This is a genomic window from Paenibacillus sp. FSL M7-0896, from assembly GCF_037975415.1.
Taxonomy (GTDB): Bacteria; Bacillota; Bacilli; order Paenibacillales; family Paenibacillaceae; genus Paenibacillus_AQ; species Paenibacillus_AQ silagei.
On the sequence record NZ_CP150250.1, the window covers coordinates 4,477,264 to 4,500,524 of the forward strand.

The following is a 23,261-nucleotide window of genomic DNA, read 5'->3' on the forward strand; positions in this document are numbered from 1 at the left end:
TCCCCTAACCTTCGTTCTCGGATTTGCGCCGTGTAAAGAGGCGGATCGGTGTCCCCTCGAAATTGAACGCTGCACGCAGCTTGTTCTCCAGGTAACGTTCGTAGGAGAAGTGCATCAGCGAAGGATCATTGACGAATACCACGATCGTCGGCGGCTTCGTTGCCACCTGGGTGACATAGTTAATGCGCAGACGGCGGCCTTTGTCCGTAGGCGGAGGATTAATCGCCACGGCATCCGATACCACATCATTCACCAGATGGGTGGTAATCCGCAGGGCGTGCTGTTGGGCGACATGCTGCACGACAGGCAGCAGCTTCTGCAGACGCTGTTTCGTAAGCGCAGACAGAAATACCACTGGCGCATAGCTCATGAACAGGAAGTGATCGCGGATGTTGCGTTCGAAGTTCTGCATCGTCTTGTCGTCCTTCTCAATGGCATCCCATTTGTTAACAACAAAGACTGAGGCCTTGCCCGCATCATGGGCATACCCGGCAATATGCTTGTCCTGGTCGATGATGCCTTCTTCCCCGTTGATTACAACGAGTACAACATCAGCACGCTCAATCGCCTTCATGGCTCTCATTACACTGTATTTTTCCGTGTTCTCATAGACCTTGCCGCGTTTGCGCATGCCCGCTGTATCGATCAGCACATAACGCTGGCCATCCCGTTCGAACGGCGTATCAATCGCATCGCGTGTAGTCCCCGCAATATCACTGACAATAACGCGTTCTTCGCCCAGAATTGCATTAACCAGTGAGGATTTACCCACATTCGGACGTCCGATCAAGGCTACACGGATGACATCTTCATCATATTCCTCATCCACTTTATCCGGAAGACGTTCAACAACCGCGTCCAGCAGATCGCCGATTCCGGTTCCGTGACTTCCTGAAATGCCGATCGGATCACCGATTCCAAGGGTATAAAATTCATAAATATCTTCGGTGCGCTTCATGTTATCCACTTTGTTGATAGCCAGAACGATCGGCTTGCCGGAACGGAACAGAATCTGCGCCACTTCCTCATCCGAACTCGTGAGTCCGCTCTTCGCCTCGCACATGAAGACGATCACATCCGCTTCCTCAATCGCCAGCTCCGCCTGAACGCGGATGGATTTCAGAATAGCGTCTTCTCCGTCAATCTCAATCCCGCCAGTATCAATGACACTGAAGGATTTGCCGTTCCAGTCGGAGACTCCATATATCCGGTCACGTGTAATCCCCGGTTTATCTTCTACGATGGCCAGTCTATCGCCAATCAGCCGGTTAAAGATCGTCGACTTTCCGACGTTAGGCCTGCCGACAATGGCCACTACGGGTCTTGCCATATTCATTCCTCCTGTCTTCCTTACGTTACTCATCATAGCAAAAAACATTCCAATTGGCTAACCATCTTACCCATGTATTGTCGCTATCCTGTATGCCCTGGAACAGACAATCGGCGAACCCTCTGATCGAGGGCTCGCCGATTACTTTACCCGTTATGATGAGATAACAAAGGGATTAGTTGTTACCCTTGAATTTGTCCAGCTTGTCGCCGAAACGTTCAGCCAGTGTGAAGCTGAGGCCTTCGTTGCTGAGCGATACGTTAGGATTGTTCAGCACTTCCTTAGGCGCTCTGTCTCTGCTGTTGCTGCGTTCTGGTCTGGCCGAAGGAGCCGGAGCTTCTTCAGTTTCCTTGATGCTCAGGCTGACGCGCTTCTCGGATGGGTTGAAGTCAAGCACTTTCACTTGTACTTCCTGTCCTTCCTTGAGCACTTCATGCGGAGTACCAATGTGCTTGTGGGAGATCTGGGAGATATGCACAAGGCCTTCAACGCCTGGCAGCAGTTCAACGAATGCGCCGAAGTTCACAAGGCGCTTAACTTCGCCTGTAACTACATCGCCGATGTTGATCTTGCCTGCTGCGGAATCCCAAGGACCCGGAGCAGCTGCTTTGATGCTGAGGCTGATTTTGCCCTTTTCAGGATCAACCTTAAGTACTTTCACGCGAACCTTGTCGCCTTCGGATACAACATCGGATGGCTTCTCTACGTGGTTCCAAGCAATCTCGGATACGTGAACCAGTCCGTCTACGCCGCCAACATCAACGAATGCGCCGAATTGAGTCAGGCGTTGAACCGTACCTTCGATGATTTGGCCTTCAGACAGCTCAGCCATAATCTTCTGCTTGTTAGCTTCGAATTCTTCCTCCAGAACTTCTTTGGCGGAGAGAATTACCTTGCTGTTCTCACGGTCAAGCTCTTTCACTTTGACACGCAGTGTGCGGCCCTTGTAGTCGCTGAAATCTTCAACGAAGTGACGCTCAACCATGGAAGCCGGGATGAAGCCGCGTGCGCCAACGTCAGCCACAAGGCCGCCTTTGACAACATCAGCTACAGTAACTTCGAAGGATTCCTGGGAAGCGAAATACTTCTCCAGATCTTCCCATGATTTCTCGCTGTCGATGGCACGCTTGGAAAGCACCAGGCTCTCCTTGTTGTCGTTGATGCTGACAACCTTGCATTCCACTTCCTGGCCGACTTCTACCGCTGCTGCGGCATTGTCCAGTTGAACGGAAGACAATTCGCGAATAGGAATAACGCCGTCGTATTTATATCCAATGCTTACATAAGCTTGGTTATCTTCAATTTTGACGATTGTTCCTTTCACGGTATCGCCTTTTTTCAGAGAAATGATTTCCAGACCTTCCTGGCTTGTCACTTCTTCTTCATTGCTGGCAACAACTTCTGCAGATTCGGTAACAGCGGATTCTACAGTTTCTGCCTTATCTACGGTCTCGTTATTCTCAACGTTATCCGCAGCTTCTTGATTCTTGATTTCTTCAGACATGTGATTACCCTCCTCGATTCAAAACCCCATTTATTTAAACCCGCGTAGAGCAGGGTTCAAAACAATCATTGCTTCGTTAAACCATTTCACTTTGCTGATTAGTATGTTCCAAAAAATAGCGGTTATGCTGTAATTTATAAGCTATTCACAGAAACAGAAAATTGACTCCCGGACTTACCGCGAACTGGGCTTGCCGGTACTGATCATTTCATGGATGCGTCCCATAATAACATCGGTTACAGCGTCCAGAGAATCACTTCCCGCACCTTCAAATGCACTGAGGTCTATGGGTGCCCCATATACAACAGTCATCCGGCGGAACGGCTTGTAGGACCCGATAATGGCTGCCGGCACAACGGCTGCGCCGCTGCGGAGCGCGAAGCTTGCCGCACCCTTCTTGGCTGAACCTGAATCGGAGTTCCGCGTTCCTTCCGGGAAGATGCCCATCACATGTCCGCTGCGAAGCGTATTGAGGGACGTCTTAATGGATTCTTTGCTTACGCCGCCACGCTTGACAGGAAATGCGCCCAATTGCTTAATGAGCCAGCCCAGCACCGGAACATTGAATAATTCCGCCTTGGCCATATATCTTACCTGTCGCTTCAGCTTAATGCCGATCGTCATGGGATCAAGCAGGCTGATGTGATTCGCGCAGAGCAGGACTCCACCCTCCTTCGGCACATTCTCTCTTCCCACAATCTTGAGCGGGAACAGTATGGCATAAATCATACGAAGCAAGGCCACGCAAAATGCATAAATCATAGATGATTTCTCTCCCCGTTAACATAGGTTCTGCAGTGGGAGACGATGGCTTCCACGGCCTGAAGGATATCCATATGCGTCGTATCGAGAAGAATAGCATCCTCGGCACGGCACAGCGGTGAAATCTCCCGGCCTTCATCAAGCCGGTCCCGCGCTGCAATATCATGTTCAAGCTGCTGGAGAGTCACTGTTTCCGTATCCTTCAGTTCCTTGTAACGACGGAGAGCACGCTCCTCCACACTTGCCGTCATGAAAATCTTCACTTCGGCATCCGGCAGTACGGTTGTACCGATATCCCGGCCATCCATCACGACTCCCTTGCGGAGCGCCATCTGACGCTGCAAGTGACTCAGTCTGGATCTAACACCCTCAATCTTCGAATACTGCGACACCTGGCCGCTGACCTGAAGACTGCGGATATGCGGGGTCATGTCTTCCCCATTAATCAGCACTTTCTGCACATCTTTCTCAGGCAGAAGCTCAATCGCCATATTCTGGACCTTCCGGTCCACCAGCTCATGATTCTCTGCAGCTATGCCTTCACGAAGCATATACCAGGTGATTGCCCGGTACATGGCACCCGTGTCTACATAAATGTAAGACAGCTCCCGTGCTACCAATCGGGCTACAGTGCTCTTGCCTGCCCCGGCAGGTCCGTCGATGGCGACGTTAATTCGGTCGTTAGTATGTGTATCCTGCCTGTCCAACGGGGCATTCCTCCTCAAACACTCTTCCGCAGAAATACGCATATCGACATATCTCTCTTGGAACTTGCTGATATTCTCAAGAAAAAAGCAGGCATTGCCTGCGACTTATAAAATTATACCACAGTTTGAACCCCAGTGCAAAATGACATTGAGGTTTTTTAGGGAGAAAAAAGCTGATTCAGGGCCCTCTTGAAGATTCCTGCGCAGGGAATCAGCGGTTGCGGAAATCGAATTGGCGTTCAAAGCAGTACCGGATAATTTTTTGCCGCTCCGTATCGGAAATGGCCGAGAATTTAACCATGACCAGATTCCGTCCGGTCTCCAGCGGTTTGATCCGTACAATCTCGCCTTCGAAATTAACATGCTCCGTGCTTCCGTTGCGGTAGGAGACGAGCAGCCAGCAGGCCAGCTTGTCGGCCACCCCTAATGTAATTTTGGCATCGCTTAAGAATGATGTCCCGCCGCCGCCGATATCCTCGGTGCGCACCAGAAACCGGCTGCCCAGGGCATCCTTCACGGCCAGCTCCAGCTCCGCATTGACGCGGAAGAAGCTGCGGCGCTGAATTTTGAAGATGGACTCTGCCGCAGGCTTGCGCAGCCGGACCATCCGGATGACATCTTCCTTGAAGCCGAGCACATGAGTATTGAAATAATTCTTAATGCCGCCCTCTGTGAGAAAATAGACCGACAGCTCGTCACCGATAAACAGCTTCTTAAGCCGGCCGTTACTCTCCTGCATGGGAATTTCTATCAGGATGCTCTCGTCCTCCATATCAGCAATCCTTGCCCGGTACTGGATCTCAGACTCAGCCGCATCGCTGGATGCGACCTGGAGGTATAGATATTCATTAATTTTGGGATACAAACCTGTCACCGCCGCTTGAGTTAGTAATAAATGCTAAACCGATTATAGCATGCCCTCTTGAGGCAGGTCAGAAATATTATTAGGCGTTGAACACCAACAGCCGCAACCGGCTTGCAGCCTATAGTTTCAGCACGAACAAAATGCCTACGGCATCCCCATTGTGATCGGTTTTTCGACCACATTCGGCCCACACGCCCCTGCCGCACCGAATGTAGTCGGTTTTTCGACCACATTCGGCCCACTCGCCTCTGCCGCACCGAATGTAGTCGGTTTTTCGACCATATCCGGCTCACACGCCTCTGCCGCACCAAATGTAGTCGGTTTTTCAACCATATCCAGCCCACACGCCTCTGCCGCACCGAATGTAGTCGGTTTTTCGACCATATCCGGCTGTTCGGTGAAATCAGCGAAGTCATTCCTATTACTGATCCAGAATATAGTCATCCTGCCGATGTTCCAAGACACTTACACCCAACTTTAATGCACAACTTATCCACATCGGACGTAAATCATAATTTCCTAATCACCAAAAAAAGACGCCCTCCGTTTCCGGAAATGCGTCTTCTTTATAGAACCGGTTTTAGCTGTCCCCATGGAAAGTCCGGCTATTTATCCTGTGCTCCCGAGGAGGTGCGGATCTGTTCCACCGCTTCCTCATTACCGTCTGCGGCATTCAGATAAATCCTGAACTGTGAGCCGTTGATTTTGCCCCCGAATTCATAGGTCAGCAGCTCCACCGCATCTTCATTCTCGATCCAGGCCAGCCGGTTATAGAGCTCCTTGAACTCCGGGTTAAGCATCGCTCTGGCTTCAGCCAGGGACAGCTTCGGCTTCGGCAGCACACGCTTCTCCTTATGCTCATTCACATAGTCGCTTGCCTGGAACCCTATGGCTTCCCCCGTATCCAGCCCGACACGAACCGTCATTTTCTCGGGATAGATGAGCACGCCGTCCTGGCTGCTGACAAAGGTCAGATTGCCCAGATTATCGTACCGGTCCGCACTGACTGCGGTCATGCCGGGATAGCCCTTCTTCTCCAGGAACTTACCCGCCTTCTCCACAGCCTGCTTCATGGATACTTTGGCCGGCCCTACCTCGCGGTTGTCGTTGTAAGAGATCAGCAGTCCGCCTTCCGCCGTGAAGTCCATCGAGACCGGCTCCTTATGGTCACTGGAAGTCACAGTGGCTGTATAAGAAGCCCACTCCGTTCCCTTCCCATTCTCCTGAATCTTCACCTGTGCCTTCCCGCCCAGCTCGGCGAACTTCATCGCCTTGCCCTTGATCTGGTCAGCGGTAACCGGCTTGCCGCCCAGCTTTTTCACCGACCGCTTATCATAGATACTTGCAACCGAAGGGCCGTAGTCCAGCTCCGGGTATGCCGCCACGCGTTTATCCACGGTTTTGAATCCGTCGATGATCGTGTTGTCTTCGGCCTTCTGCTCTGTAGCCAGTGCAGTCTCTACATCCATCCAGCGCAGCTTTTTGCCGATGACCTTGTCCTGAACCTTCTGCAGGTCCTTGGAGATTTCAGCCGAATTCTGGTAGAGCGTCTTCAGATTCGCCATTTCCCCCTCTGTCAGCGGCTTCTTCGTGAAGTCACGCACCGCAGCCTTGTAGGAGAAATTAGAGATCTTAGAGAGGAACTCCTCCGTCTCACTGAACGGCAGCAACGTCAGCGGCAGCTGATTGATCTCGTTCTGCGCCTCGCTGGTAATCCGCCATACATTGACCAGTCCTTTGCGGTGCATTCCGTTAGAGGTAGTGTTCACCGCAAGCGTATTGCCAAGCTCACCGTGAAGCCGCTCCACATGGAAGGAGAGATCATGGAATGCGCGCTGATACTGATTCTCCGCTTTGATCAGAATCGAATTCTTCTCCTGATTCTCCTGATACCCCCAGACGAGCGCTCCAAGCAGCAAGAGTGCGGTAAGCGGGAACATTATGGCACTTAATCTTTTGTACATAGGTCCGCATAGCTCCTTTCAGTAGCTTATTGCCGTTAGTTTGACAATAACTGAGAAGACTTATGCACTTTTTCAAGAATCCGGTCTTTAGGCCCGTTCCTCAATCTCGAAGCCGCTTACACAGCTGCACAGACATTGCTTGAAGCCGGTCTGGACAACCCCCTGCTCCTTGTTCCCTCTTAATATGTAGGTTTCGCCGCACTGCTTGCAGACAATCCGAACTTTTACTCGCAAAAAAAGACACCTCTCTCTCCTTTCTGGAATTCCTTGCCTTAAGGAACTGCCCTGTAGGATTAAGTGTGTCCATCTCGATTATAGGTTAACCTCTTCCTCACGCTTCAAAAAGCGAAACGGGGAACGGCTGCTGGCCCGCGCTACCTTCCCCATGCCTCTATACCATAGGACCGCCATCAGGGGCACGATAAACCAAATCCAATAATTAGCCGTCGTCGCGAGCAGAAAATCATAGATTCCATGCCACAGCCAGGGCAGAAGCAATGAAATCAGCAGAATCTTACGGGTCTTGACCCCGCCGGAGAACTTGGCTCTGCCCATATGGTAGCCCATAATTACCCCGAACATGGCATGTCCGGAGACTGGAAGCAGCGCCCTTAGAATCATGGTGCCGATTGAAGCATTGCTGTACCATGCATACATTACATTCTCTATCGTTGCGAAGCCGAGCGAAATCGCTACGGCATATAGTATTCCATCATAGGGCTCGTCAAATTCGGTATGATTGTAAATCATATGGTACAGCACAAACCACTTCAGGGCCTCTTCCACCCCGGCTGAGATCAGAAAGGAATCCACATAAGGACCGCCGTCCAGCCCCAGCACCAGTCCCCTCTGGATAATCATCACAGGCAGCACGATCATCAGGCCGAGCAGGAACACCTTAAGCACCATATGGAGCGGTTCCTGATCATACTTGTCTTTCAGATAGAAAAAAGTCAGCAGCGCAAGTCCCGGTGCAACTGCTGACGAAATGACCGATAACAAAAGCACCGAATAGCCTCCCTTGCGCTAATACCTAATCTCTGCTGAAGCCGTTATGGCCGGACTGGTACCTTCCCACTATCTCTTATTCCTGACGTTTGAAATGATTGCACAGCGTCTGAATCGCATTCTCCGCCATAACCGTCTTGCCGTATTCGGCCAGAACAGCCTGAGTTACCGGAGAGGAATCTCCGAATTCAGCGAGCACGCCTACCAGCCCTGACAGTGCAGCCTCTTCAAATTCCTTCGGATCGAAGTAGAGGTACCATTTATCATTATAAGAATACAGTTGTCCTTGAGAAGTAATATTGCCGATGAGCACATGAGCCGCTTCCACCAGAACCTCGAAATCGCGGAATGCATATACAATGGAGTCGCTTTGTTCAAGAGTAACTTCCATTTCGTAAATCTCTTCAGGCAATTCATCTTCCCCGGCCCCACCGTACTGATGGTGATCATATTTCCCCCGGGTCACAATAACGACCATGCCTTGCGCGGGCAATGCGAACACTTCCACGGCAAGCGGACCCGTAGCGTCAAAACCAAGCTCGCTGTACGCCTGATCCATCATTTCCGTAAAGAGGTCGTGCACCTTGGGAACCTCCTGCCACATGTCTTCCTTCTGGATGCCCCGCTCGCTCAGGTCGTCAAAAGTGAGGAAAATCCGTATCTTATCTTGACTTAATCGCTCTATTCTCATGACAGGATCCTCCTTTTGCAAGCTCATTTAATATTAATGTATGATGAGTCCCGAGTAATGAGCCAAAAATGGTTACTATGTATGTATGTTATCATTTTGAAGCTACAAATGCACGTAAATAAATATAGATTCAGCCCAATTTGCTGCCCATTATATGTAAAGCCATATTAAAAAAGAATCACTTCAGCGATGCCGGCATCGCCAAAATGATTCTGCAGCGGTTAAATCCGGTTACAAACCCGGTATGGCGGTATGAGTATCTTTGAGAATCTGCTCGACTTCATGCTTCACATCAGGGTTGCTGCGGATGAAATCCTTCAGCATGTTCAGATTTGATTCTTTGGACTTTAACGGGGAACCCTCTTTATGATCGCCACCGCTATGCTCGCCACCGCCGGATACATGAGAGCCTGAGTGTTCATGACTGCTGCCCGCTGCCGTGCTGCCGAAGCCGGTCATGGCCATCCCCATAATTTTGTCCTTGGCCTTGTCACCCGCATTATAGGAAGAACCGTTCGAGTGCAGTAAGGCAGACATCATGGCGCTGCGTTTTTTGGACATAATCATACTGGCGGCTGCACCAATCAGCACCCCGCACAGAAATGACGAAGTATTCATATCTCCAACCTCCTTGTATGGTAAAATCATGCTTAGTGTTCGCGGAAAGGTAGCCGCTCATACAGCCAAACAACAAGAAAGCGAGATGAAAAAAGTGGGTAAAGCAACAATAACGCTGCTTTTGGCGGCTTGTCTGCTGTCAGCTTGCAGCAACAGTGGAAATACAGGCAGCCAGGCGGCGGAGAAGACGCCACAGCCTGCGGCAGCAACAGAGGCGGCGGAGACAGCCGCATCTCCTGCACCTGAGGTAACAGCATCAGCTGCACCTGAGGCAACTGCATCACCGGAGGCCACGCCTGCGGCAGCCAGCGATGCGCAGGTGCCGCTGCTGTATCATATGAACAAGAATTATGACATTGTCCCGAATGATCCGGCCACGAATAAGAAGGTAGTCCTGCTGACCTTCGACGACGGGCCGAAGGAAGCGGAATTAATCAATCCGCTGATGGATACACTGGACAAGCACAAGGCCAAAGCGATCTTCTTCGTCAACGGGTACCGGGTGAAGGAGCATCCCGAGCTGCTGGAGCTGATCCACAAGCGGGGCGGCGTACTCGGCAACCATAGCTGGGATCACATCGTGCTGAAGGATAAGCCGGAAGCCGAAGTGAAGAAGCAGATTGAGGATGTTCAAAGAATCGTCAAGGAAATCACCGGTGAGACCCCTCACTTCTTCCGTCCGCCGCACGGTGCCGGCGGTGATGTAGGCAAAAAAATCGCTGCTGCAAACGGCATGCTCTATATGACCTGGTCCAATGGCTCCCTTGACTGGGAGATGAAGGCCAAGGATGCAGGCAAAACGGAGAAGCTGATCAAGAATGTAACCGATCAGCTGCATTCCGGCAGCAATATCCTGATGCATGAGCTGCCTTGGACGGTAGAGGCACTTGACACTCTGCTGACTACGCTTGAGGGCAAGGGCTACAGCTTTGTAGATCCGCGCAGCATTGAGCTGAAGATGCGCTAAGACCTGAATGAACAAGCAAAAACGGCTGCCCCGTTAGGAGGGCAGCCGTTTTTTGTCATGCTTATGGGTTCATCACATTGAATCTCTGCGATCCGGAATGCCGCTGTCCGCAGCGCAGGGTCAGCACATGCATCTCGGCCGGACTGCGCCAGCGCAGCGGCAGATGCGCCGTACCGAACCCCCGGCTGATCAGCATCTTCAGCGGCGGGAGACCCGCATTATAGCTCCGGGGGATCTCATACATCCCCGCATTATATTGGCGGTAGAACTCATCGGTATGCCGGTTCCCGATCAGGGGCAGTACAACCTGGCCTCCATGGGTATGCCCGGCCAAAATCAGGTCAGCCGGAATCTCCTGCTGCCGGGACAGCCAGAGCGGATCATGCACGAGGATGATCCGGAAGGCTTCCGCATCCGCCACAGCTGGCAGAGGGCCATAGGCCTTCTTGCCGCCTTGCCGCGGGAAATCCACCCCGGTCAGAATAAACTGCGCACCGTCCCGCTCAATGACGCAGTTCTCATCCACCAGCAGCCTGGCTCCGCTTCCCCGGATGATGTTATCCACCAGATTGATATTCGCCCTGTAATCATGATTCCCATGTACGGCATATACAGGCGCAACCGAAGCGGCCAGAGTCATATTGTTCAACAGGCGTTCTATGGAAGCGCCCTTCTCCGTCATATCACCGCCCAGGAAGACAGCGTCCACCTTCCCCCGCAGCGGGGTCAGCATCTCCTCCGGCAGACGGCGGCGGTGAATATCCGTAATGAGCAGTATCTGGAAGCCGTCGAACGCGGCAGGAAGCCGCTCCAGTACAATATCCTGATGATTCAACCGTTTTTTGAAGGCAGCAGCAACCATAAGGAGACCCATCCCCCCTGCTACCCCAAGACTCACACCTAAAAGAATCAGGAGCACCGTAGTCAACTCCATAGGCTGCCCAGATCCGGCGCCCCGTTAATTCCCCACCACAGGAGGAAGCCCAGCAGCATCAGAAATACAACAATCAGCGAATTGATGAACATTTTGCTGAACCGGATTCTCTCTGACGGATAGCTCTCCGCACGCGACGGAGTCTGCTCCCCTTCCTGCTGTGCCGCCTCACGCTCCGGCCTCCCGGAGGCCCTGCGCCCGGATAAGCGCTCCTTTCTGGACAGGGTCCCTGCCACCGGTACCGGACTTCCCGCACGCTCTTCTGCTGCCCCGGAAGCCGGCTGACGCTTGCCCGCTCTGGCTGGAGGCTGTTGTTCTCTCTTCTGCTGTTTCTGGCGGGACCTTACCCGGCTTAATTGTTCTGTCATGATACCCTCCTGTAACGAATAACCATACCGGAGAACAAATCTATAAGGAAATGGCACAATATAGGTGCCCACAGACTGCCCGAATGGATGTAGATAAGTCCAAGACCATAGCTGCTGAGGAAGACCCAGCCCGTTGGAATCCAGTGCCGCAGATAACGGACATGAATAACAGCAAACAGTATACTCGTCCAGTACGGCCCGAGAGAATGCTGGATCGCTCCGCGGAAGAGCAGCTCCTCACACACCGCAACCACCGCCGAAATGACCACAATATGCCACAGCGGCCTTTTGCCGAACAGCAGTTCATTAATCCCCCCGTCATCCATGCTGTCTTCAGGAACAATATGGGTCAGCAGGAAGTCAACAGCAAGCATAATAACTGCAAGGCCAAGGCCCCAGTACACGAAATGTACACTATCCGGAAAATTTAATATGTGAATAGGATTTCTTTTCTGTAATAATATCCATATCAAACCGATAAATAAGGTAAGGCCCTGAGTAATGTACAGATTAATGAGTAACAGCTTGTCTGTTAACTGCTGTGGATCGGCCTTTTTAATTTTGATGTCACCCAATTTGAATTTTTTCATTATAACCTGCCTGTTCTATAAATGTTTTTACATAAGTTAATTTACCTATACGAAGGAGCACTTAATCATGAACAGCCGTACCTCCCGCACTCAAATGATGTACACACTAGGTTTTTTGTTTTTTCTAATATCCGCATTCGCTTCATTTTTCACGGGAGTCAAGGTTGGAGCTGACAAGACAGAGGCCAAGTATTCACAGCTGAAGGACCACCCGAGCGCCCAGGAATTCTCCGGCTCCTACCAGCAGCAGGATCTTGTCACCTTTTATCATAACGTATTTTTGCCTTACCGGGAATTCAAGCGCAATTGGAACGAACAGGTGGGCGTTCTTGCCCGCAGCACAGATGCACGCCAGAATGCGGCAACACTGAAGAATCTGAGTATTCTCGCGGACAAGCAGTATGATAAGGTAACCCAGGATTCGCTCTTCACCAATTCGCCGATGCTCTATGAATCCCAGCTCAATATTCTTAAGAGTCTCACACTCTTCTCCCAAGCCTCCAGTAAGGTGACTGCGGGAGCTTCCGGCGCCGAAGCCGCCAAAGTGCTGAAAAGCGACAACTTCACAACCAGTGCCGTGAGATTCGGGCTGCTCGCCCAGAAGAACTTCTATGATTCCATGCTGAAATGGGGGTCGAAGACCCACCCGTCCATTCCGCAGCAGTCCGGTGAGCTGAAGACACTCTCTTTCATTCAGTGGAAAAAAATGCCGCTCTTGCTCAAGAATGCTTCCATCGCCAATATCATGCTCAACCGCGGCATCTACGCCGGATATGATCCGCAGGATATCACTGCCAAGATTGATGACATGATCTATTCCGGGACCGCCAGCTCGCTGAAGCTGAATGATATCCAGTCCTCCGTCACCCTGCTCATCTCCACCGGTGCGGTGCAGGAGCAGGACTTCATCAAGTGGCGGGAACAATATTACGGTAAAGAGATCATGCCGCAGCTCCCTTTCTTCTACGAGTAGGACCAGTTATTGCATCATAACGAAATTTACGGTCCACTTCAAGGCGGACCCGCGCAGAAGAATCCTATTGACACACTTGGCATCACCATGTTACATTATGACAAATTAATCAAGCAAAACCGATGATGGAACAAAGATTACTTGCAGTCTTCAGAGAGCCGGTGGGTGGTGAGAACCGGTGGCGGACATTAATCTTTAGCGCTCCTGAGATATTGTATTGAACACAAGAGTAGATACAATCGGATCACTCCGTTACCAGTGTGGCCTTTGCAGGCCAATGAGGCTGCTTCTTAACCGTCGCAGTGAATTAGGGTGGTACCACGAGAACTCTCGTCCCTTACTACGGCAGTAGTATGGGGGTTGGGAGTTTTTTTATTGCCATCTACCCGTGAATCCGGTACTTCTGCATGCTGTTTCTTTTGTGCGACAGCGCGTTACCCCGTTGTCAAGCTGCTTATTACGCTCTTGTAAGTTCTGGTACTGCGGATTGCCTTACCCGGTGATCCTTGGCATATACAATAGCTTTCCCATTTGAAGGAGGACAAGAGACCATGTTTAAAGTATTAGTATCGGATCCGATCAGCGATTTGGGCATTCAACAATTGATGGACGCAAGCGATGTGACTGTAGACAAGAAAACAGGACTAAGTGAAGATGAGCTAGTTGCAATCATTGGCGAATATGACGGCTTACTCGTTCGCAGCCAGACTACCGTGACGGACAAAATTATCGCCGCCGGTACTAATCTCAAGGTTATCGGCCGGGCCGGAGTCGGCGTGGACAACATCAAGCTGGAGTCCGCCACGCAGCGCGGTGTAGTCGTTATCAATGCTCCGGACGGCAATACCATTACGACCTGTGAACATGCTTTTGCCATGATGATGGCCTTGGCCCGTCATATTCCTCAAGCCTATGCGAAGACAATTTCCGGCGTATGGGACAGAAAAACCTTCCTCGGCGTAGAGCTGCGCGGCAAGACACTGGGCGTACTCGGCATGGGCCGGATCGGCAGCGAGGTGGCCAAGCGCGCCAAAGCCTTCGGCATGAGCATCCTGGCCTATGACCCGTTCCTGACAGCTGACCGTGCAGAGAAAATGGAAGTGAAGCTGGCTTCGGTAGACGACATTGTGCGCGGTGCAGACTTCATCACCGTTCACACACCGCTCACTCCGGAGACGCGCCACATGATCTCCCGTCCGCAATTCGAAGTGATGAAAAAAGGCATGCGCATCATCAACTGTGCCCGCGGCGGTGTCATCGATGAAATGGCGCTGGTAGAAGCGATTGACAGCGGTATTGTAGCCGGTGCTGCGTTCGACGTCTTCGAGAAGGAGCCGCCTGAAGCAGACCACCCGTTCCTTACACATCCGAAGATTATCGTGACTCCGCATCTGGGTGCTTCGACGATTGAAGCCCAGGAGAACGTAGCCATCGATGTATCCGAGCAGGTCCTTCATATCCTGCGCAACGAACCGTTCATCAACGCGGTGAACATTCCGCCGGTTGCACCTAGCGTGATGAACAAGCTGCAGCCGTACTTCACCCTCGGCGAGAAGCTGGGCAGCTTCGCTACGCAGATTACGGACGGAGCGATCCGCGAGATCCATGTGGAATATGCCGGTGATCTCTCGGATGTGGATACCCAGCCGCTTACCCGCTATGTCGTCAAAGGTGTGCTCACCCGCCACTTTGCCGGAGATGTGAACATCGTCAACTCGATGCATCTGGCGAAGACCCGTGATGTGAATGTAGTGGTGACCAAGGCTTCCAAAACCAAAGGCTTCACCAACCTCATCACGGTAACACTCAAGGCTGAGCATGATGAAGAGCGTCTGGTCGCCGGTACCCTGCTGCAGGGCTATGGCGAACGGATTGTTAAGGTCAACAAGTTCCCGGTCGATATTGCTCCGGAAGGCCATCAGGTTGTGATCTCGCATAATGACAAACCGGGTATCATCGGACTCGTCGGCACCCTGCTTGGCGAGAACGGCGTCAATATCGCATCCATGCAGGTTGGCCGTACGATCATCGGCGGAGCTGCCATTATGCTCCTGACCGTTGATAAGGGTGTGCCGAAGGAGGTCCTGGTGAAGCTGGCCGGACTGCCGGAGATCAACACCGCTGAGGAGATCATTCTGCTCTAATTCTTATTTCTTCACAATAAAACACTCTTCGGGAGTGCAGGCCCCAGGCCGCGCACTTCCAAAGAGTGTTTTTGCGTTATACTATGAAATCCGGTAGGCTGGCACCTGCCGGCCATCGGTGTCCGTAAAGCCATATTTCCGTGCCAGGTCCCCTACCTTCTGGGGAGTACCAGTCATGGATATCACTTCAGGATCAGCAGCAAGCGCTGCAACTGCCCGTCCGATATAAGCGGTTGATTCAGTGGTCTGAAGCCCCTCCTCCTCCTGCCAGTGCTCCTCATCTGTGCCAAAGCTGTCCAGGACCAGCTCGGTCCGCATCCAGCCGGGAGAGACGGGAATCACCGCGATGCCATCCGCAGCCACCTCTAGGGATAATCCGTAGGCCATGCGCACCAGTGCATTTTTGGACAGATCATAATAGAAGTTCCCCGTGTACTTGTACTCGTCCCAGAAGGTTGTATGGACGATTAATTTACCCGCCCCCGCTCCTTCCCTGCGCATCAGGGGTACAGCATAATAATTACTCATTAGCTGCGCCCTCACACCCGCAGTGAACATATGATCCCAATGCTGCACCGGCTGCTCCCAGAACGGTTCATTCCCGATAGGGAGAGTATTGCCGCCCCAGACGTTATTGACCAGAATATCCAATCTGCCCTGCTCTGCGCTAATCTGCCGGATTACAGCCTCTGTCTCGCTGTCATTGGTATGATCACAGCGGATCACAGCTCCGTCCCCGCCTGAGCGGCGGATCTCAGCCAGCACCCCTTCAAGCGTTCTTGCTTTTCCCTCCTGCGGCATACCGGCATTCCTGCCCGTAATGTATACATAGGCACCAGCCTTCGCCAGCTCCAGTGCAATGCCTCTGCCCGCTCCCCTGCTCCCGCCTGTTACCAATGCCACTTTCCCTTGCAGATTTGTCATTTGATCCGCTCCCTTTCATCTATCATACCCGGATTAGATGATCATTTGCGCTAATCCGTACTCTTGTCTAATATATACCTTATACATGACAACCATTGACATATATAAATAATACATTCAAGGGAGGTTGCAGAATGAGAGCGGATCGCCTGATCACTATCGTTCAGCTCTTACAGAGCCGCGGGAAAATCAGCTCCAAAGAGCTGGCGCTAACGCTGGAGGTATCCGAACGTACAATCTTCCGGGATATGGAAGCACTAAGCTTCTCCGGCATCCCCGTGCTGGCGGAGCGCGGCCGGGAAGGCGGCTGGAAGCTGGCTGAAGGCTACCGGAATTCCCTGACCGGAATGAACACCAAGGAGATTGCCGCGCTGCTGGTGCCCGCTGATCCGGCGATTCTGCACGCTCTGGGCATTCAGGAGGAGTTCTCCTCGGCCGCCCGCAAGCTGCAGGCCGTCGCTACCCGGCAGCCAGTCACCCCCTTCAGCTTCCTCAGCCAGCGGATTCACATCGACGGAGCCGGGTGGCATCCCTCCGGGGAGACCTATCCCTGCCTATCCGCTTTGCAGGGAGCCTTATGGGAGAACCGCAAGGTGAGCATCACCTATCTCCGCGGGGAGGACGCCGCCGAGCGGCTGGTTGCACCTCTGGGGCTGGTAGTTAAGCGCGGCGTCTGGTACTTGGTCGCGGGGCATGACGGCGAGCTGCGGACCTACAGGGTCTCCAGAATCACTGAGGCCAAAGTCACAGATGAGTCTTTTGAGCAACCGGAGGATTTCGTCCTGTCTGAGTACTGGGAGACCTCCACCGCCGCATTCAAGTCTGCCTTGCCCAGGTACCCCTCCAGCCTTCTTGTAAGAGAGCAAACGATGAAGGAGCTGCAGAAGGAGCGATACGTCGCCCTGTTGCACCAGGAGCCTGCTGAGGCCCCGGGCTGGATCAGGGCCGAGGCTGAGTTCAACACGCCGGAGTCTGCGTGCCGGATCATCCTGTCCCTGGGTCAGGGTATCAAGGTGACGGCACCGCCTGAGCTTGCGGATACTGTTGCTGCGGCTCTGCGTGAAGCGGCAGCATTATACGATTTTTAATAATAGACCAAATGCACTAGTATCCCCTATAATATTACAATACACATTATTATTTATAGGGGGACTTTACATTATGGACTGGATGAACAAGCTGCCGTTGAAACAAAAAATCGTCACCGGATGTTACCTGGTTGCCGCTTTATTCGCTGTCCCTGTCTTAATCACGCTAATCCTCATGGACAGGCTGCTCATCGGCATTATTCTTGTCGCCGTCCTGGCAGCGCTGACTTACCCGCTTGCGCGCTTCATTGAGAGAACGCTTACATCTTCATTTGAGGATATCTCCAATGTGACGCACACGATTGCCAAAGGCGACTTCACCAGCCGTGCCGATGAGAATGGCTCCATGGGCGACATCAGCCGCTCCTTCAATACCATGATTGACAAGCTCAAAAAAATCCTCACCGATGCCTCACAGATTACCCGTCAGGTTATGGACGCCAGCCGCGGGATTGAAGACAAGAATCAGAACCTGAAGTTTGTCATGGCGCAGGTGGCTTCCTCCTCCAATGAACTGGCCCTCGGTGCTAACGAAATCTCGGTGGATATCGCTGATATGACCGAATCGATCAAGGATATCGAAATCAAAGTCTCCAATTATACGAATTCCACCAAGGAAATGAATAAAAGGTCTGTACATACGCTGGAATTGGTAGAACAGGGACGGCAATCGGTGGATACCCAAGCCGAAGGCATGCGCAAGAACATCCAGGCTACCCAGAAGGTGGCGGATACTATCGAAGCCCTATCGCATAACGCACGAGGCATTACGATGATTACCAAGACAATTACCGAAATTGCTGAACAGACCAATCTGCTGTCGCTCAATGCTTCTATTGAAGCCGCCCGTGCAGGCGAACATGGCCGCGGGTTCGCCGTTGTTGCCCAGGAGGTCCGCAAGCTGGCCGAGGAATCCACCGCTTCAACCAAAGAGGTGTTCGGTCTGGTACGCAGCATCGAAGCGGATATCAAGCAGGCTATCGATAACATCGCCATCAATGAAGAGGTAGTCCAGGTGCAGAATGAGATGATTACGGAGACAGCCAACATTTTTGCTCAAATTGTGCATAGTGTCCAATACATAACCGAGCAGATTGCCTCCTTTTCCGCAGAGAGTGACCTTATGCTGGAGAGCGCGCTCAAGATCTCCGGGGCGATCGAGAATATCTCAGCCATCACCCAGGAGACCGCCGCAGGGACGGAAGAGGTATCCGCAGCGATGAACGAACAGATTCATGCTCTTCAATCCGTAGCTGAGGAGACAGAGAAGATGACCTCCGCGGTCTTCAACCTGCAAAAAACGATTCATATTTTCAAATTTTAACCTCAGCACAAAGAGACACGCCTGCGGAATTTTCTGCGGGAGGTGTCTCTTTTTTTGGGCAAAACAAAGATTGTTATGTAATATTCACAAATTGTTGAAATTGTGCATAAGGGTAAAAACCGTGCTTTGCACTTCTTTACTATAGTCGTTCTATTGTCATAGCTTGTCTATAAGCTAACATCTTACATCACTATTACTTAAGTCCTATCACCGAAATTTGTAATGCTGTATATCTAGTGAATTCTTAATGTTTTGCAGTAAATCAGGAATGTAATGAGGCTTTGTGCTCACTTCCCACATTAATCAACCTAAACGGCCATTTGCATTTTAAGACTTTAGTCTTCCAGGGACAACCATTTTCAAAAGTTTGAAAATCCAAATATTTAGCCATTTCCACTCCTGAATATTCGTCAAATTCCGAGTTTCTTCTCACAGGGGTTATTGACAAAAGCGGAGCAAGGAATATATTGTAAAGGAAAATTCTCCACAAATTCATTTATAACCGCATACCGGCAAAATTCACCGAAAGGGAATGACGCAAAGCCATGGATCTACAGTCTCATTTCTGAAGTGGGATCATGACAGCCAGGTTGCTGAAAAACTGTGAACGCCTTAGGTTTCGCGTTTGATTATGGTGATTCGTGCAACAGACCTGTGCTCCAATGGTGAGTACAGGTTTTCTATTGCTGACGTATACAAATAACAACTTGCGGGGTGGATGTTCTGAAGACAGTTGCAGATTATATGGCGGAAGCATTACACAATCTGGGAGTCACTCATTCTTTTGGAATCATAGGCAAGTCTATTTGCCCCATCGCTTTGAAAATGGTTGACTACGGTATAGAGTTCATCCCCGGCCGGCACGAATCCAGCTCCGGCTTCGCCGCCGGCGGTTATGCTCTGAAGACCGGCAGTCTCGGGGTAGCCTTCGGCACCTCCGGTCCTGGGGGAACGAATCTGCTCACCGCAGCAGCGCATGCCAAGGCCAATAATCTTCCCGTCCTCTTCATCACCGGACATCAGTCCATCAAGGAGCTGGGCATTCCCCAATGTCAGGATTCCACTTCCTACCTGGCTGATTTGGCGGATATGTTCCGGCCGGCCACCCTCTTCAGCAAGCTCGTTGAACGCGGCGATCACTTCAGCACGATTTTCAACCATGCCCTATCCATCGCCCTGGGTGACCAAAAAGGTCCGGTCCATCTCTGCATTCCGTTTGATGTGCAGACAGAGCGGCTCGCGGAATGCCGGATTGTTCTGCCGGAACGCGAGGGACTAGTCAGTTATCAGAACTATGACCGGGTCATCTCGGCGATTAATCAATCCGCTAGGCCCCTGATCATTGCCGGTAAAGGCGTCAACCGCTCAGGTGCCCATCAGGAACTGGTTCAGCTGGCCGAAACCTTCAACATTCCTGTAGTCACCTCTCCAGGCGGCAAAGGTGCAATAGCTTATGATCACCCGCTCTACCACGGTCCTGTCGGCGTTGGCGGCTCCTCGCACGGCGATGAATTGCTGAACAACAGCGACCTGTTCATTGTTCTGGGCTCCCGCCTGAGCGACATGACCATCTGCAACCTGAAGCCGGAGAATCATCCGCCGCAGCTGATCCAGTTCGATGTAGATCCAACCTTTGTCGGCAAAATACTGTCCTCATCCACCATCGCTGTCGGCGGGGACTTAAGGGACAACCTGGCACTGTATCTTCAGAAGCTGGACCCCTCTACGGTCACCAAGCATGAAATCACAATCTCCAATGCTTACAATGACGAGTTGCCCGTGCTGGCGGGGCTCTCTCTGGCTTCGGTAATGAGCACGATGAGCGACCTGATTCCTTACAACAGCAGCGTGTTTGTAGATGACGGCAGCCACGGGTTCAATGCTGTGAAATGGTTCAATGTCCGCAGGCCCGGCAGCTTCATATTCGATGCCTACTTTGCTTGCATGGGCAATTCAATTGGCATGGCGATCGGTGCCAAGACGGCTTCTCCCGGAGAGACTGTCTTCTGCATTACCGGTGACGGCTGTTTTATGATGCTCGGAACTGAAATAAACACAGCCGTTTGCAAGGACATTCCGGTGATTTTCATTGTGGTGAACAATAAGCAGCTGGATATGGCGCTTAAGGGTATGGAGAAAACGACCGGCCGGATTGACGGTACGATCTTCGAGGTTCCGATGGATGCCGTGAAATTCGCCGAATCGCTGGGTGCAGCCGGCTTCCGCTGTGAGACGCAGGAGGAGTTCGCTGCCGCAATCCGCGAAGCTGTGGCACTTAACAAGGCTGTTGTCATTGAGCTGCTGACTGACCGTGATGAAATGCCTCCTACGGCCCACCGCACTCTGGATCTTACGTAAGGAAGCCGTATCCGCACACCTTTTCTAACCTACTATCAGGAGGACATATCGTGAACAAGAACATGAACAGCGGACTCGATCATTTCACTGATCTCTCAGGAGATTATGGGGCCAAGGCCCTGGCTCCGATCAAAGAGCATTTTCCGGAATTAGCCGAATATATCATGGGCAATGCCTATGGCGATATTTTTCAGCGGACCACGATTGGCTCTGACTGGAAGGAGATCGCGGTGATCTCGTCGCTGATTACGATGGGACAATATGAACAGCTGGGGGTTCATTATGTAATGGCGCTCCGCGTTGGCATGACCGTCGAGCAGATCAAGGGCGTGCTGCTGCATCTGACCCCTTGCGTCGGTGCCCCCCGGGTGATTTCGGCCTTTAATGTGCTGCTGGATACCCTGGAGGAGATCAAAGAAAAATCTTCATAAATCTACAAATTTCGACTTTTGATTGCACGTTTCAGTATGATCTGGTTATAATGAAGGCAAAATATCCCAAATCGAATTGCGGTTTTGTCGAATAGAGTCGCAGGAATAACGTTTTGGAGGTATTGGAAATTACACTTAGGGAGAGATCAACATGGGACAATTTATTTTGAAGACAGATACTGCGAAGAAAGTAATCAATATTGAGCTGGAGGGAACCTTCTCTAACGAGGACGGGCTCAAATCTATACAGGCTTACCAGCAGACTATTAACCCGATCAGCCCTGCTGAATATGCACTAGAGATCGACTGCCGCAAGCTGAATGTAACCGCTCCTGATGTTGTACCGCTGCTTGAAGGCTGCTTCATCATGTTCAAGGCTGACGGCTTCCAGAAAGTGAGTCTTACCCTGGAAAATAACCCGATCCTCAAAATGCAGCTGGCACGCCTGGGCCGCAAAGCAGGACTTGAGAATCTGGAGATCACTTCAACCGTACAAGCTTAATAAATACAATTTAAACCTAAATCAGCCGCTTGAAACGCACATGTTCATTCATTAAACCGGCTGCTAATGCTGGAAGAGAGTTTTGTAAGAAGCAGATTTGTGAGAAGTATAGCTAACAAAACTTTAGGAGGTCTGTACTATGGCGGGGATTCGCATTAAGGACATTGATATCTACCATCCAGACAAAAGAATCGGCAATGACTTCTTCATTCAGCATTTTGATGACAAAGGTATTGATATCCGTGGACTGCTGGCTACTCTGGGCCGTGAAAACCGCTACAGCATCGACAGCCCGGATGAGAATTCCCTGACAATGGCTTTTGAAGCCGCAAGTAATGTTCTGGAGAAAACCGGTCTTACCGGCCCTGACATTGACCTGATCGCTTATGCAAGCCAGACCCCTGAATATATATTTCCTACGAACTCATTGATGATTCACCGACTGATTAACGGGGCTTCGCATACCATCTGTATTGACAGCAATGCCAACTGTGCCGGAATGACCGCCTCGGTTGAGCAGGTCAGCCGCCAGATGATGGCGAACCCGAGAATCCGCCGCGCCCTGGTCATCGGCTCCGATTACGTGGCACCTCATGCGGACAAAAATGATCCGGTATATTACGCGAACTTCGGTGATGCCGCTGCCGCTGTCATTCTGGAGCGCGATGAGCATTCGGTCGGTTTCATTGACTCTATCTATCAGACAGACACCTGTGTGTACGGCAACTCTCTGTTCCCGGCAGAAGGCCTGGCTAAGCTCGGACGCACCGGTGTTGCTGCAGGAGAGTTCAATGTGAAGTTCATTCCATTCGATGATTCCATCTGTGTGGATGCCGCTTCCGAATCAATCAACACTCTGCTGAGCAACAACGGGATTGCCCCTGAATCGGTCAAGGCTGCCTGCTTCTCACAGCTGTCTCTTCCGAACATCCAGGCCGTCTCCGGCAAAACCGGTATTAACCCTGAGGCCGCAGTCTACATAGGCGATGAGTTCGGCTATACCTCGACCAGCAGCCCGTTCATTGCCCTTCACAGAGCCGTCACTACCGGGCAGCTGGAACGCGGAGACAAAGTTCTGTTCTGGACCGTGGGCGCCGGATGGCAGAATGTCGCATTTGTAATGGAGTACTAATCTTACTGTTCATTCTGTTCCAGAGTAAAAAACGGCCCGCAGCAGAGTTTCTGCCTGCGGGCCGTTTCTGTTCTTAA

General features: G+C 51.5%; 24 protein-coding genes, 1 riboswitch and 1 other annotated feature. Of the genes, 9 read left to right on the forward strand and 15 right to left on the reverse strand.

Translation table 11 applies throughout. The features are described from left to right. Positions 1 to 4: 4 nt before the first annotated feature. The 11 genes from der to MKY12_RS19435 form a co-directional block, all read right to left on the reverse strand. Complete coding sequence (gene der / locus MKY12_RS19385) at positions 5 to 1,330, reverse strand: ribosome biogenesis GTPase Der (protein WP_036727327.1); 1,326 nt, start codon at positions 1,328 to 1,330, stop codon at positions 5 to 7. A gap of 175 nt (positions 1,331 to 1,505) precedes the next feature. Continuing rightward, complete coding sequence (gene rpsA / locus MKY12_RS19390) at positions 1,506 to 2,834, reverse strand: 30S ribosomal protein S1 (RefSeq protein WP_076079166.1); 1,329 nt, start codon at positions 2,832 to 2,834, stop codon at positions 1,506 to 1,508. Between the two features lie 174 nt (positions 2,835 to 3,008). After that, entirely contained in the window at positions 3,009 to 3,596 is a 588-nt protein-coding gene (locus MKY12_RS19395) for a lysophospholipid acyltransferase family protein (RefSeq protein ID WP_036727329.1), read from the reverse strand. Then, positions 3,593 to 4,303 carry a (d)CMP kinase gene (gene cmk, locus MKY12_RS19400; protein ID WP_036727330.1) on the reverse strand — a complete coding sequence of 237 codons (711 nt, stop codon included), beginning with the start codon at positions 4,301 to 4,303 and terminating at the stop codon, positions 3,593 to 3,595. The genes MKY12_RS19395 and cmk overlap by 4 nt, the downstream gene beginning before the upstream one ends. A 211-nt stretch (positions 4,304 to 4,514) precedes the next feature. Continuing rightward, complete coding sequence (locus tag MKY12_RS19405) at positions 4,515 to 5,168, reverse strand: flagellar brake domain-containing protein (protein WP_339310390.1); 654 nt, start codon at positions 5,166 to 5,168, stop codon at positions 4,515 to 4,517. A 144-nt stretch (positions 5,169 to 5,312) separates the two neighbouring features. Then, on the reverse strand, positions 5,313 to 5,612 hold the full coding sequence (locus MKY12_RS19410; protein WP_339249353.1) for a hypothetical protein: 300 nt from the start codon (positions 5,610 to 5,612) through the stop codon (positions 5,313 to 5,315). A 161-nt stretch (positions 5,613 to 5,773) separates the two neighbouring features. Beyond that, a complete protein-coding gene (ypeB, locus tag MKY12_RS19415; RefSeq protein WP_036727334.1) occupies positions 5,774 to 7,132 on the reverse strand; it encodes a germination protein YpeB in 1,359 nt (452 codons plus the stop codon). 87 nt (positions 7,133 to 7,219) lie between these two features. Further along, entirely contained in the window at positions 7,220 to 7,366 is a 147-nt protein-coding gene (locus tag MKY12_RS19420; protein ID WP_179090427.1) for a hypothetical protein, read from the reverse strand. A 78-nt stretch (positions 7,367 to 7,444) separates the two neighbouring features. Continuing rightward, positions 7,445 to 8,140 carry a glutamic-type intramembrane protease PrsW gene (gene prsW / locus MKY12_RS19425; RefSeq protein ID WP_339310392.1) on the reverse strand — a complete coding sequence of 232 codons (696 nt, stop codon included), beginning with the start codon at positions 8,138 to 8,140 and terminating at the stop codon, positions 7,445 to 7,447. A 76-nt stretch (positions 8,141 to 8,216) separates the two neighbouring features. Next, positions 8,217 to 8,831 (reverse strand): genetic competence negative regulator, encoded by a 615-nt coding sequence (locus MKY12_RS19430; RefSeq protein ID WP_036698160.1) that lies wholly within the window; start codon positions 8,829 to 8,831, stop codon positions 8,217 to 8,219. Positions 8,832 to 9,062: 231 nt separating this feature from the next. Continuing rightward, entirely contained in the window at positions 9,063 to 9,449 is a 387-nt protein-coding gene (locus tag MKY12_RS19435; protein WP_209870244.1) for a hypothetical protein, read from the reverse strand. Between the two features lie 85 nt (positions 9,450 to 9,534). Between MKY12_RS19435 and MKY12_RS19440 the strand changes: the two genes are divergently transcribed. Continuing rightward, positions 9,535 to 10,416 (forward strand): polysaccharide deacetylase family protein, encoded by an 882-nt coding sequence (locus MKY12_RS19440; protein WP_235191947.1) that lies wholly within the window; start codon positions 9,535 to 9,537, stop codon positions 10,414 to 10,416. A 61-nt stretch (positions 10,417 to 10,477) separates the two neighbouring features. On the opposite strand, the gene MKY12_RS19445 is transcribed toward MKY12_RS19440, so the two are convergent. Genes MKY12_RS19445 through MKY12_RS19455 form a run of 3 tightly spaced genes read right to left on the reverse strand, consistent with a single transcriptional unit; the run spans position 10,478 to position 12,308 of the window. After that, positions 10,478 to 11,350, reverse strand: a complete 873-nt coding sequence (locus MKY12_RS19445) for a metallophosphoesterase (RefSeq protein WP_339310395.1) — start codon at positions 11,348 to 11,350, stop codon at positions 10,478 to 10,480. Beyond that, positions 11,341 to 11,718 carry a hypothetical protein gene (locus MKY12_RS19450; RefSeq protein ID WP_209870031.1) on the reverse strand — a complete coding sequence of 126 codons (378 nt, stop codon included), beginning with the start codon at positions 11,716 to 11,718 and terminating at the stop codon, positions 11,341 to 11,343. The genes MKY12_RS19445 and MKY12_RS19450 overlap by 10 nt, the downstream gene beginning before the upstream one ends. Beyond that, positions 11,715 to 12,308: a type II CAAX endopeptidase family protein gene (locus MKY12_RS19455; RefSeq protein WP_036698166.1), complete on the reverse strand. Its 594-nt coding sequence runs from the start codon at positions 12,306 to 12,308 to the stop codon at positions 11,715 to 11,717. The genes MKY12_RS19450 and MKY12_RS19455 overlap by 4 nt, the downstream gene beginning before the upstream one ends. A gap of 67 nt (positions 12,309 to 12,375) precedes the next feature. On the opposite strand from MKY12_RS19455, the gene MKY12_RS19460 reads away from it, so the two are divergent. Further along, positions 12,376 to 13,281: a hypothetical protein gene (locus MKY12_RS19460; protein ID WP_339310397.1), complete on the forward strand. Its 906-nt coding sequence runs from the start codon at positions 12,376 to 12,378 to the stop codon at positions 13,279 to 13,281. Between the two features lie 113 nt (positions 13,282 to 13,394). Further along, positions 13,395 to 13,622 (forward strand) — a binding site (T-box leader). A gap of 210 nt (positions 13,623 to 13,832) precedes the next feature. Continuing rightward, positions 13,833 to 15,425 carry a phosphoglycerate dehydrogenase gene (serA, locus tag MKY12_RS19465; RefSeq protein WP_036727344.1) on the forward strand — a complete coding sequence of 531 codons (1,593 nt, stop codon included), beginning with the start codon at positions 13,833 to 13,835 and terminating at the stop codon, positions 15,423 to 15,425. 81 nt (positions 15,426 to 15,506) lie between these two features. Here serA and MKY12_RS19470 read toward each other — a convergent pair whose 3' ends face one another. Then, positions 15,507 to 16,349 (reverse strand): SDR family NAD(P)-dependent oxidoreductase, encoded by an 843-nt coding sequence (locus MKY12_RS19470; protein ID WP_339310399.1) that lies wholly within the window; start codon positions 16,347 to 16,349, stop codon positions 15,507 to 15,509. A gap of 134 nt (positions 16,350 to 16,483) precedes the next feature. On the opposite strand from MKY12_RS19470, the gene MKY12_RS19475 reads away from it, so the two are divergent. From MKY12_RS19475 to MKY12_RS19500, 6 genes are all read left to right on the forward strand, one after another. Further along, positions 16,484 to 17,437: a YafY family protein gene (locus MKY12_RS19475; protein ID WP_339310401.1), complete on the forward strand. Its 954-nt coding sequence runs from the start codon at positions 16,484 to 16,486 to the stop codon at positions 17,435 to 17,437. Between the two features lie 73 nt (positions 17,438 to 17,510). After that, positions 17,511 to 18,761 (forward strand): methyl-accepting chemotaxis protein, encoded by a 1,251-nt coding sequence (locus MKY12_RS19480; protein WP_036727350.1) that lies wholly within the window; start codon positions 17,511 to 17,513, stop codon positions 18,759 to 18,761. A gap of 501 nt (positions 18,762 to 19,262) precedes the next feature. Continuing rightward, a riboswitch (cyclic di-GMP riboswitch) is annotated at positions 19,263 to 19,359 on the forward strand. Between the two features lie 116 nt (positions 19,360 to 19,475). Further along, a complete protein-coding gene (locus MKY12_RS19485; protein WP_339249374.1) occupies positions 19,476 to 21,119 on the forward strand; it encodes a thiamine pyrophosphate-binding protein in 1,644 nt (547 codons plus the stop codon). Positions 21,120 to 21,169: 50 nt separating this feature from the next. Further along, positions 21,170 to 21,550: a carboxymuconolactone decarboxylase family protein gene (locus MKY12_RS19490; RefSeq protein ID WP_051478169.1), complete on the forward strand. Its 381-nt coding sequence runs from the start codon at positions 21,170 to 21,172 to the stop codon at positions 21,548 to 21,550. Between the two features lie 151 nt (positions 21,551 to 21,701). Further along, positions 21,702 to 22,052: a hypothetical protein gene (locus tag MKY12_RS19495; protein ID WP_036727352.1), complete on the forward strand. Its 351-nt coding sequence runs from the start codon at positions 21,702 to 21,704 to the stop codon at positions 22,050 to 22,052. A 139-nt stretch (positions 22,053 to 22,191) separates the two neighbouring features. Beyond that, entirely contained in the window at positions 22,192 to 23,184 is a 993-nt protein-coding gene (locus MKY12_RS19500; protein ID WP_036727354.1) for a 3-oxoacyl-[acyl-carrier-protein] synthase III C-terminal domain-containing protein, read from the forward strand. Positions 23,185 to 23,261: the final 77 nt, after the last annotated feature.

Excerpts from the sequence above, each read along its gene's own strand:
- der (WP_036727327.1), bottom strand. The coding sequence starts at position 1,330 with ATGGCAAGACCCGTAGTGGCCATTGTCGGCAGGCCTAACGTCGGAAAG.
- rpsA (WP_076079166.1), bottom strand. The coding sequence starts at position 2,834 with ATGTCTGAAGAAATCAAGAATCAAGAAGCTGCGGATAACGTTGAGAAT.
- MKY12_RS19395 (WP_036727329.1), bottom strand. The coding sequence starts at position 3,596 with ATGATTTATGCATTTTGCGTGGCCTTGCTTCGTATGATTTATGCCATA.
- MKY12_RS19410 (WP_339249353.1), bottom strand. The coding sequence starts at position 5,612 with ATGACTATATTCTGGATCAGTAATAGGAATGACTTCGCTGATTTCACC.
- ypeB (WP_036727334.1), bottom strand. The coding sequence starts at position 7,132 with ATGTACAAAAGATTAAGTGCCATAATGTTCCCGCTTACCGCACTCTTG.
- MKY12_RS19430 (WP_036698160.1), bottom strand. The coding sequence starts at position 8,831 with ATGAGAATAGAGCGATTAAGTCAAGATAAGATACGGATTTTCCTCACT.
- MKY12_RS19435 (WP_209870244.1), bottom strand. The coding sequence starts at position 9,449 with ATGAATACTTCGTCATTTCTGTGCGGGGTGCTGATTGGTGCAGCCGCC.
- MKY12_RS19440 (WP_235191947.1), top strand. The coding sequence starts at position 9,535 with ATGAAAAAAGTGGGTAAAGCAACAATAACGCTGCTTTTGGCGGCTTGT.
- MKY12_RS19445 (WP_339310395.1), bottom strand. The coding sequence starts at position 11,350 with ATGGAGTTGACTACGGTGCTCCTGATTCTTTTAGGTGTGAGTCTTGGG.
- MKY12_RS19450 (WP_209870031.1), bottom strand. The coding sequence starts at position 11,718 with ATGACAGAACAATTAAGCCGGGTAAGGTCCCGCCAGAAACAGCAGAAG.
- MKY12_RS19455 (WP_036698166.1), bottom strand. The coding sequence starts at position 12,308 with ATGAAAAAATTCAAATTGGGTGACATCAAAATTAAAAAGGCCGATCCA.
- MKY12_RS19460 (WP_339310397.1), top strand. The coding sequence starts at position 12,376 with ATGAACAGCCGTACCTCCCGCACTCAAATGATGTACACACTAGGTTTT.
- serA (WP_036727344.1), top strand. The coding sequence starts at position 13,833 with ATGTTTAAAGTATTAGTATCGGATCCGATCAGCGATTTGGGCATTCAA.
- MKY12_RS19470 (WP_339310399.1), bottom strand. The coding sequence starts at position 16,349 with ATGACAAATCTGCAAGGGAAAGTGGCATTGGTAACAGGCGGGAGCAGG.
- MKY12_RS19475 (WP_339310401.1), top strand. The coding sequence starts at position 16,484 with ATGAGAGCGGATCGCCTGATCACTATCGTTCAGCTCTTACAGAGCCGC.
- MKY12_RS19480 (WP_036727350.1), top strand. The coding sequence starts at position 17,511 with ATGGACTGGATGAACAAGCTGCCGTTGAAACAAAAAATCGTCACCGGA.
- MKY12_RS19495 (WP_036727352.1), top strand. The coding sequence starts at position 21,702 with ATGGGACAATTTATTTTGAAGACAGATACTGCGAAGAAAGTAATCAAT.
- MKY12_RS19500 (WP_036727354.1), top strand. The coding sequence starts at position 22,192 with ATGGCGGGGATTCGCATTAAGGACATTGATATCTACCATCCAGACAAA.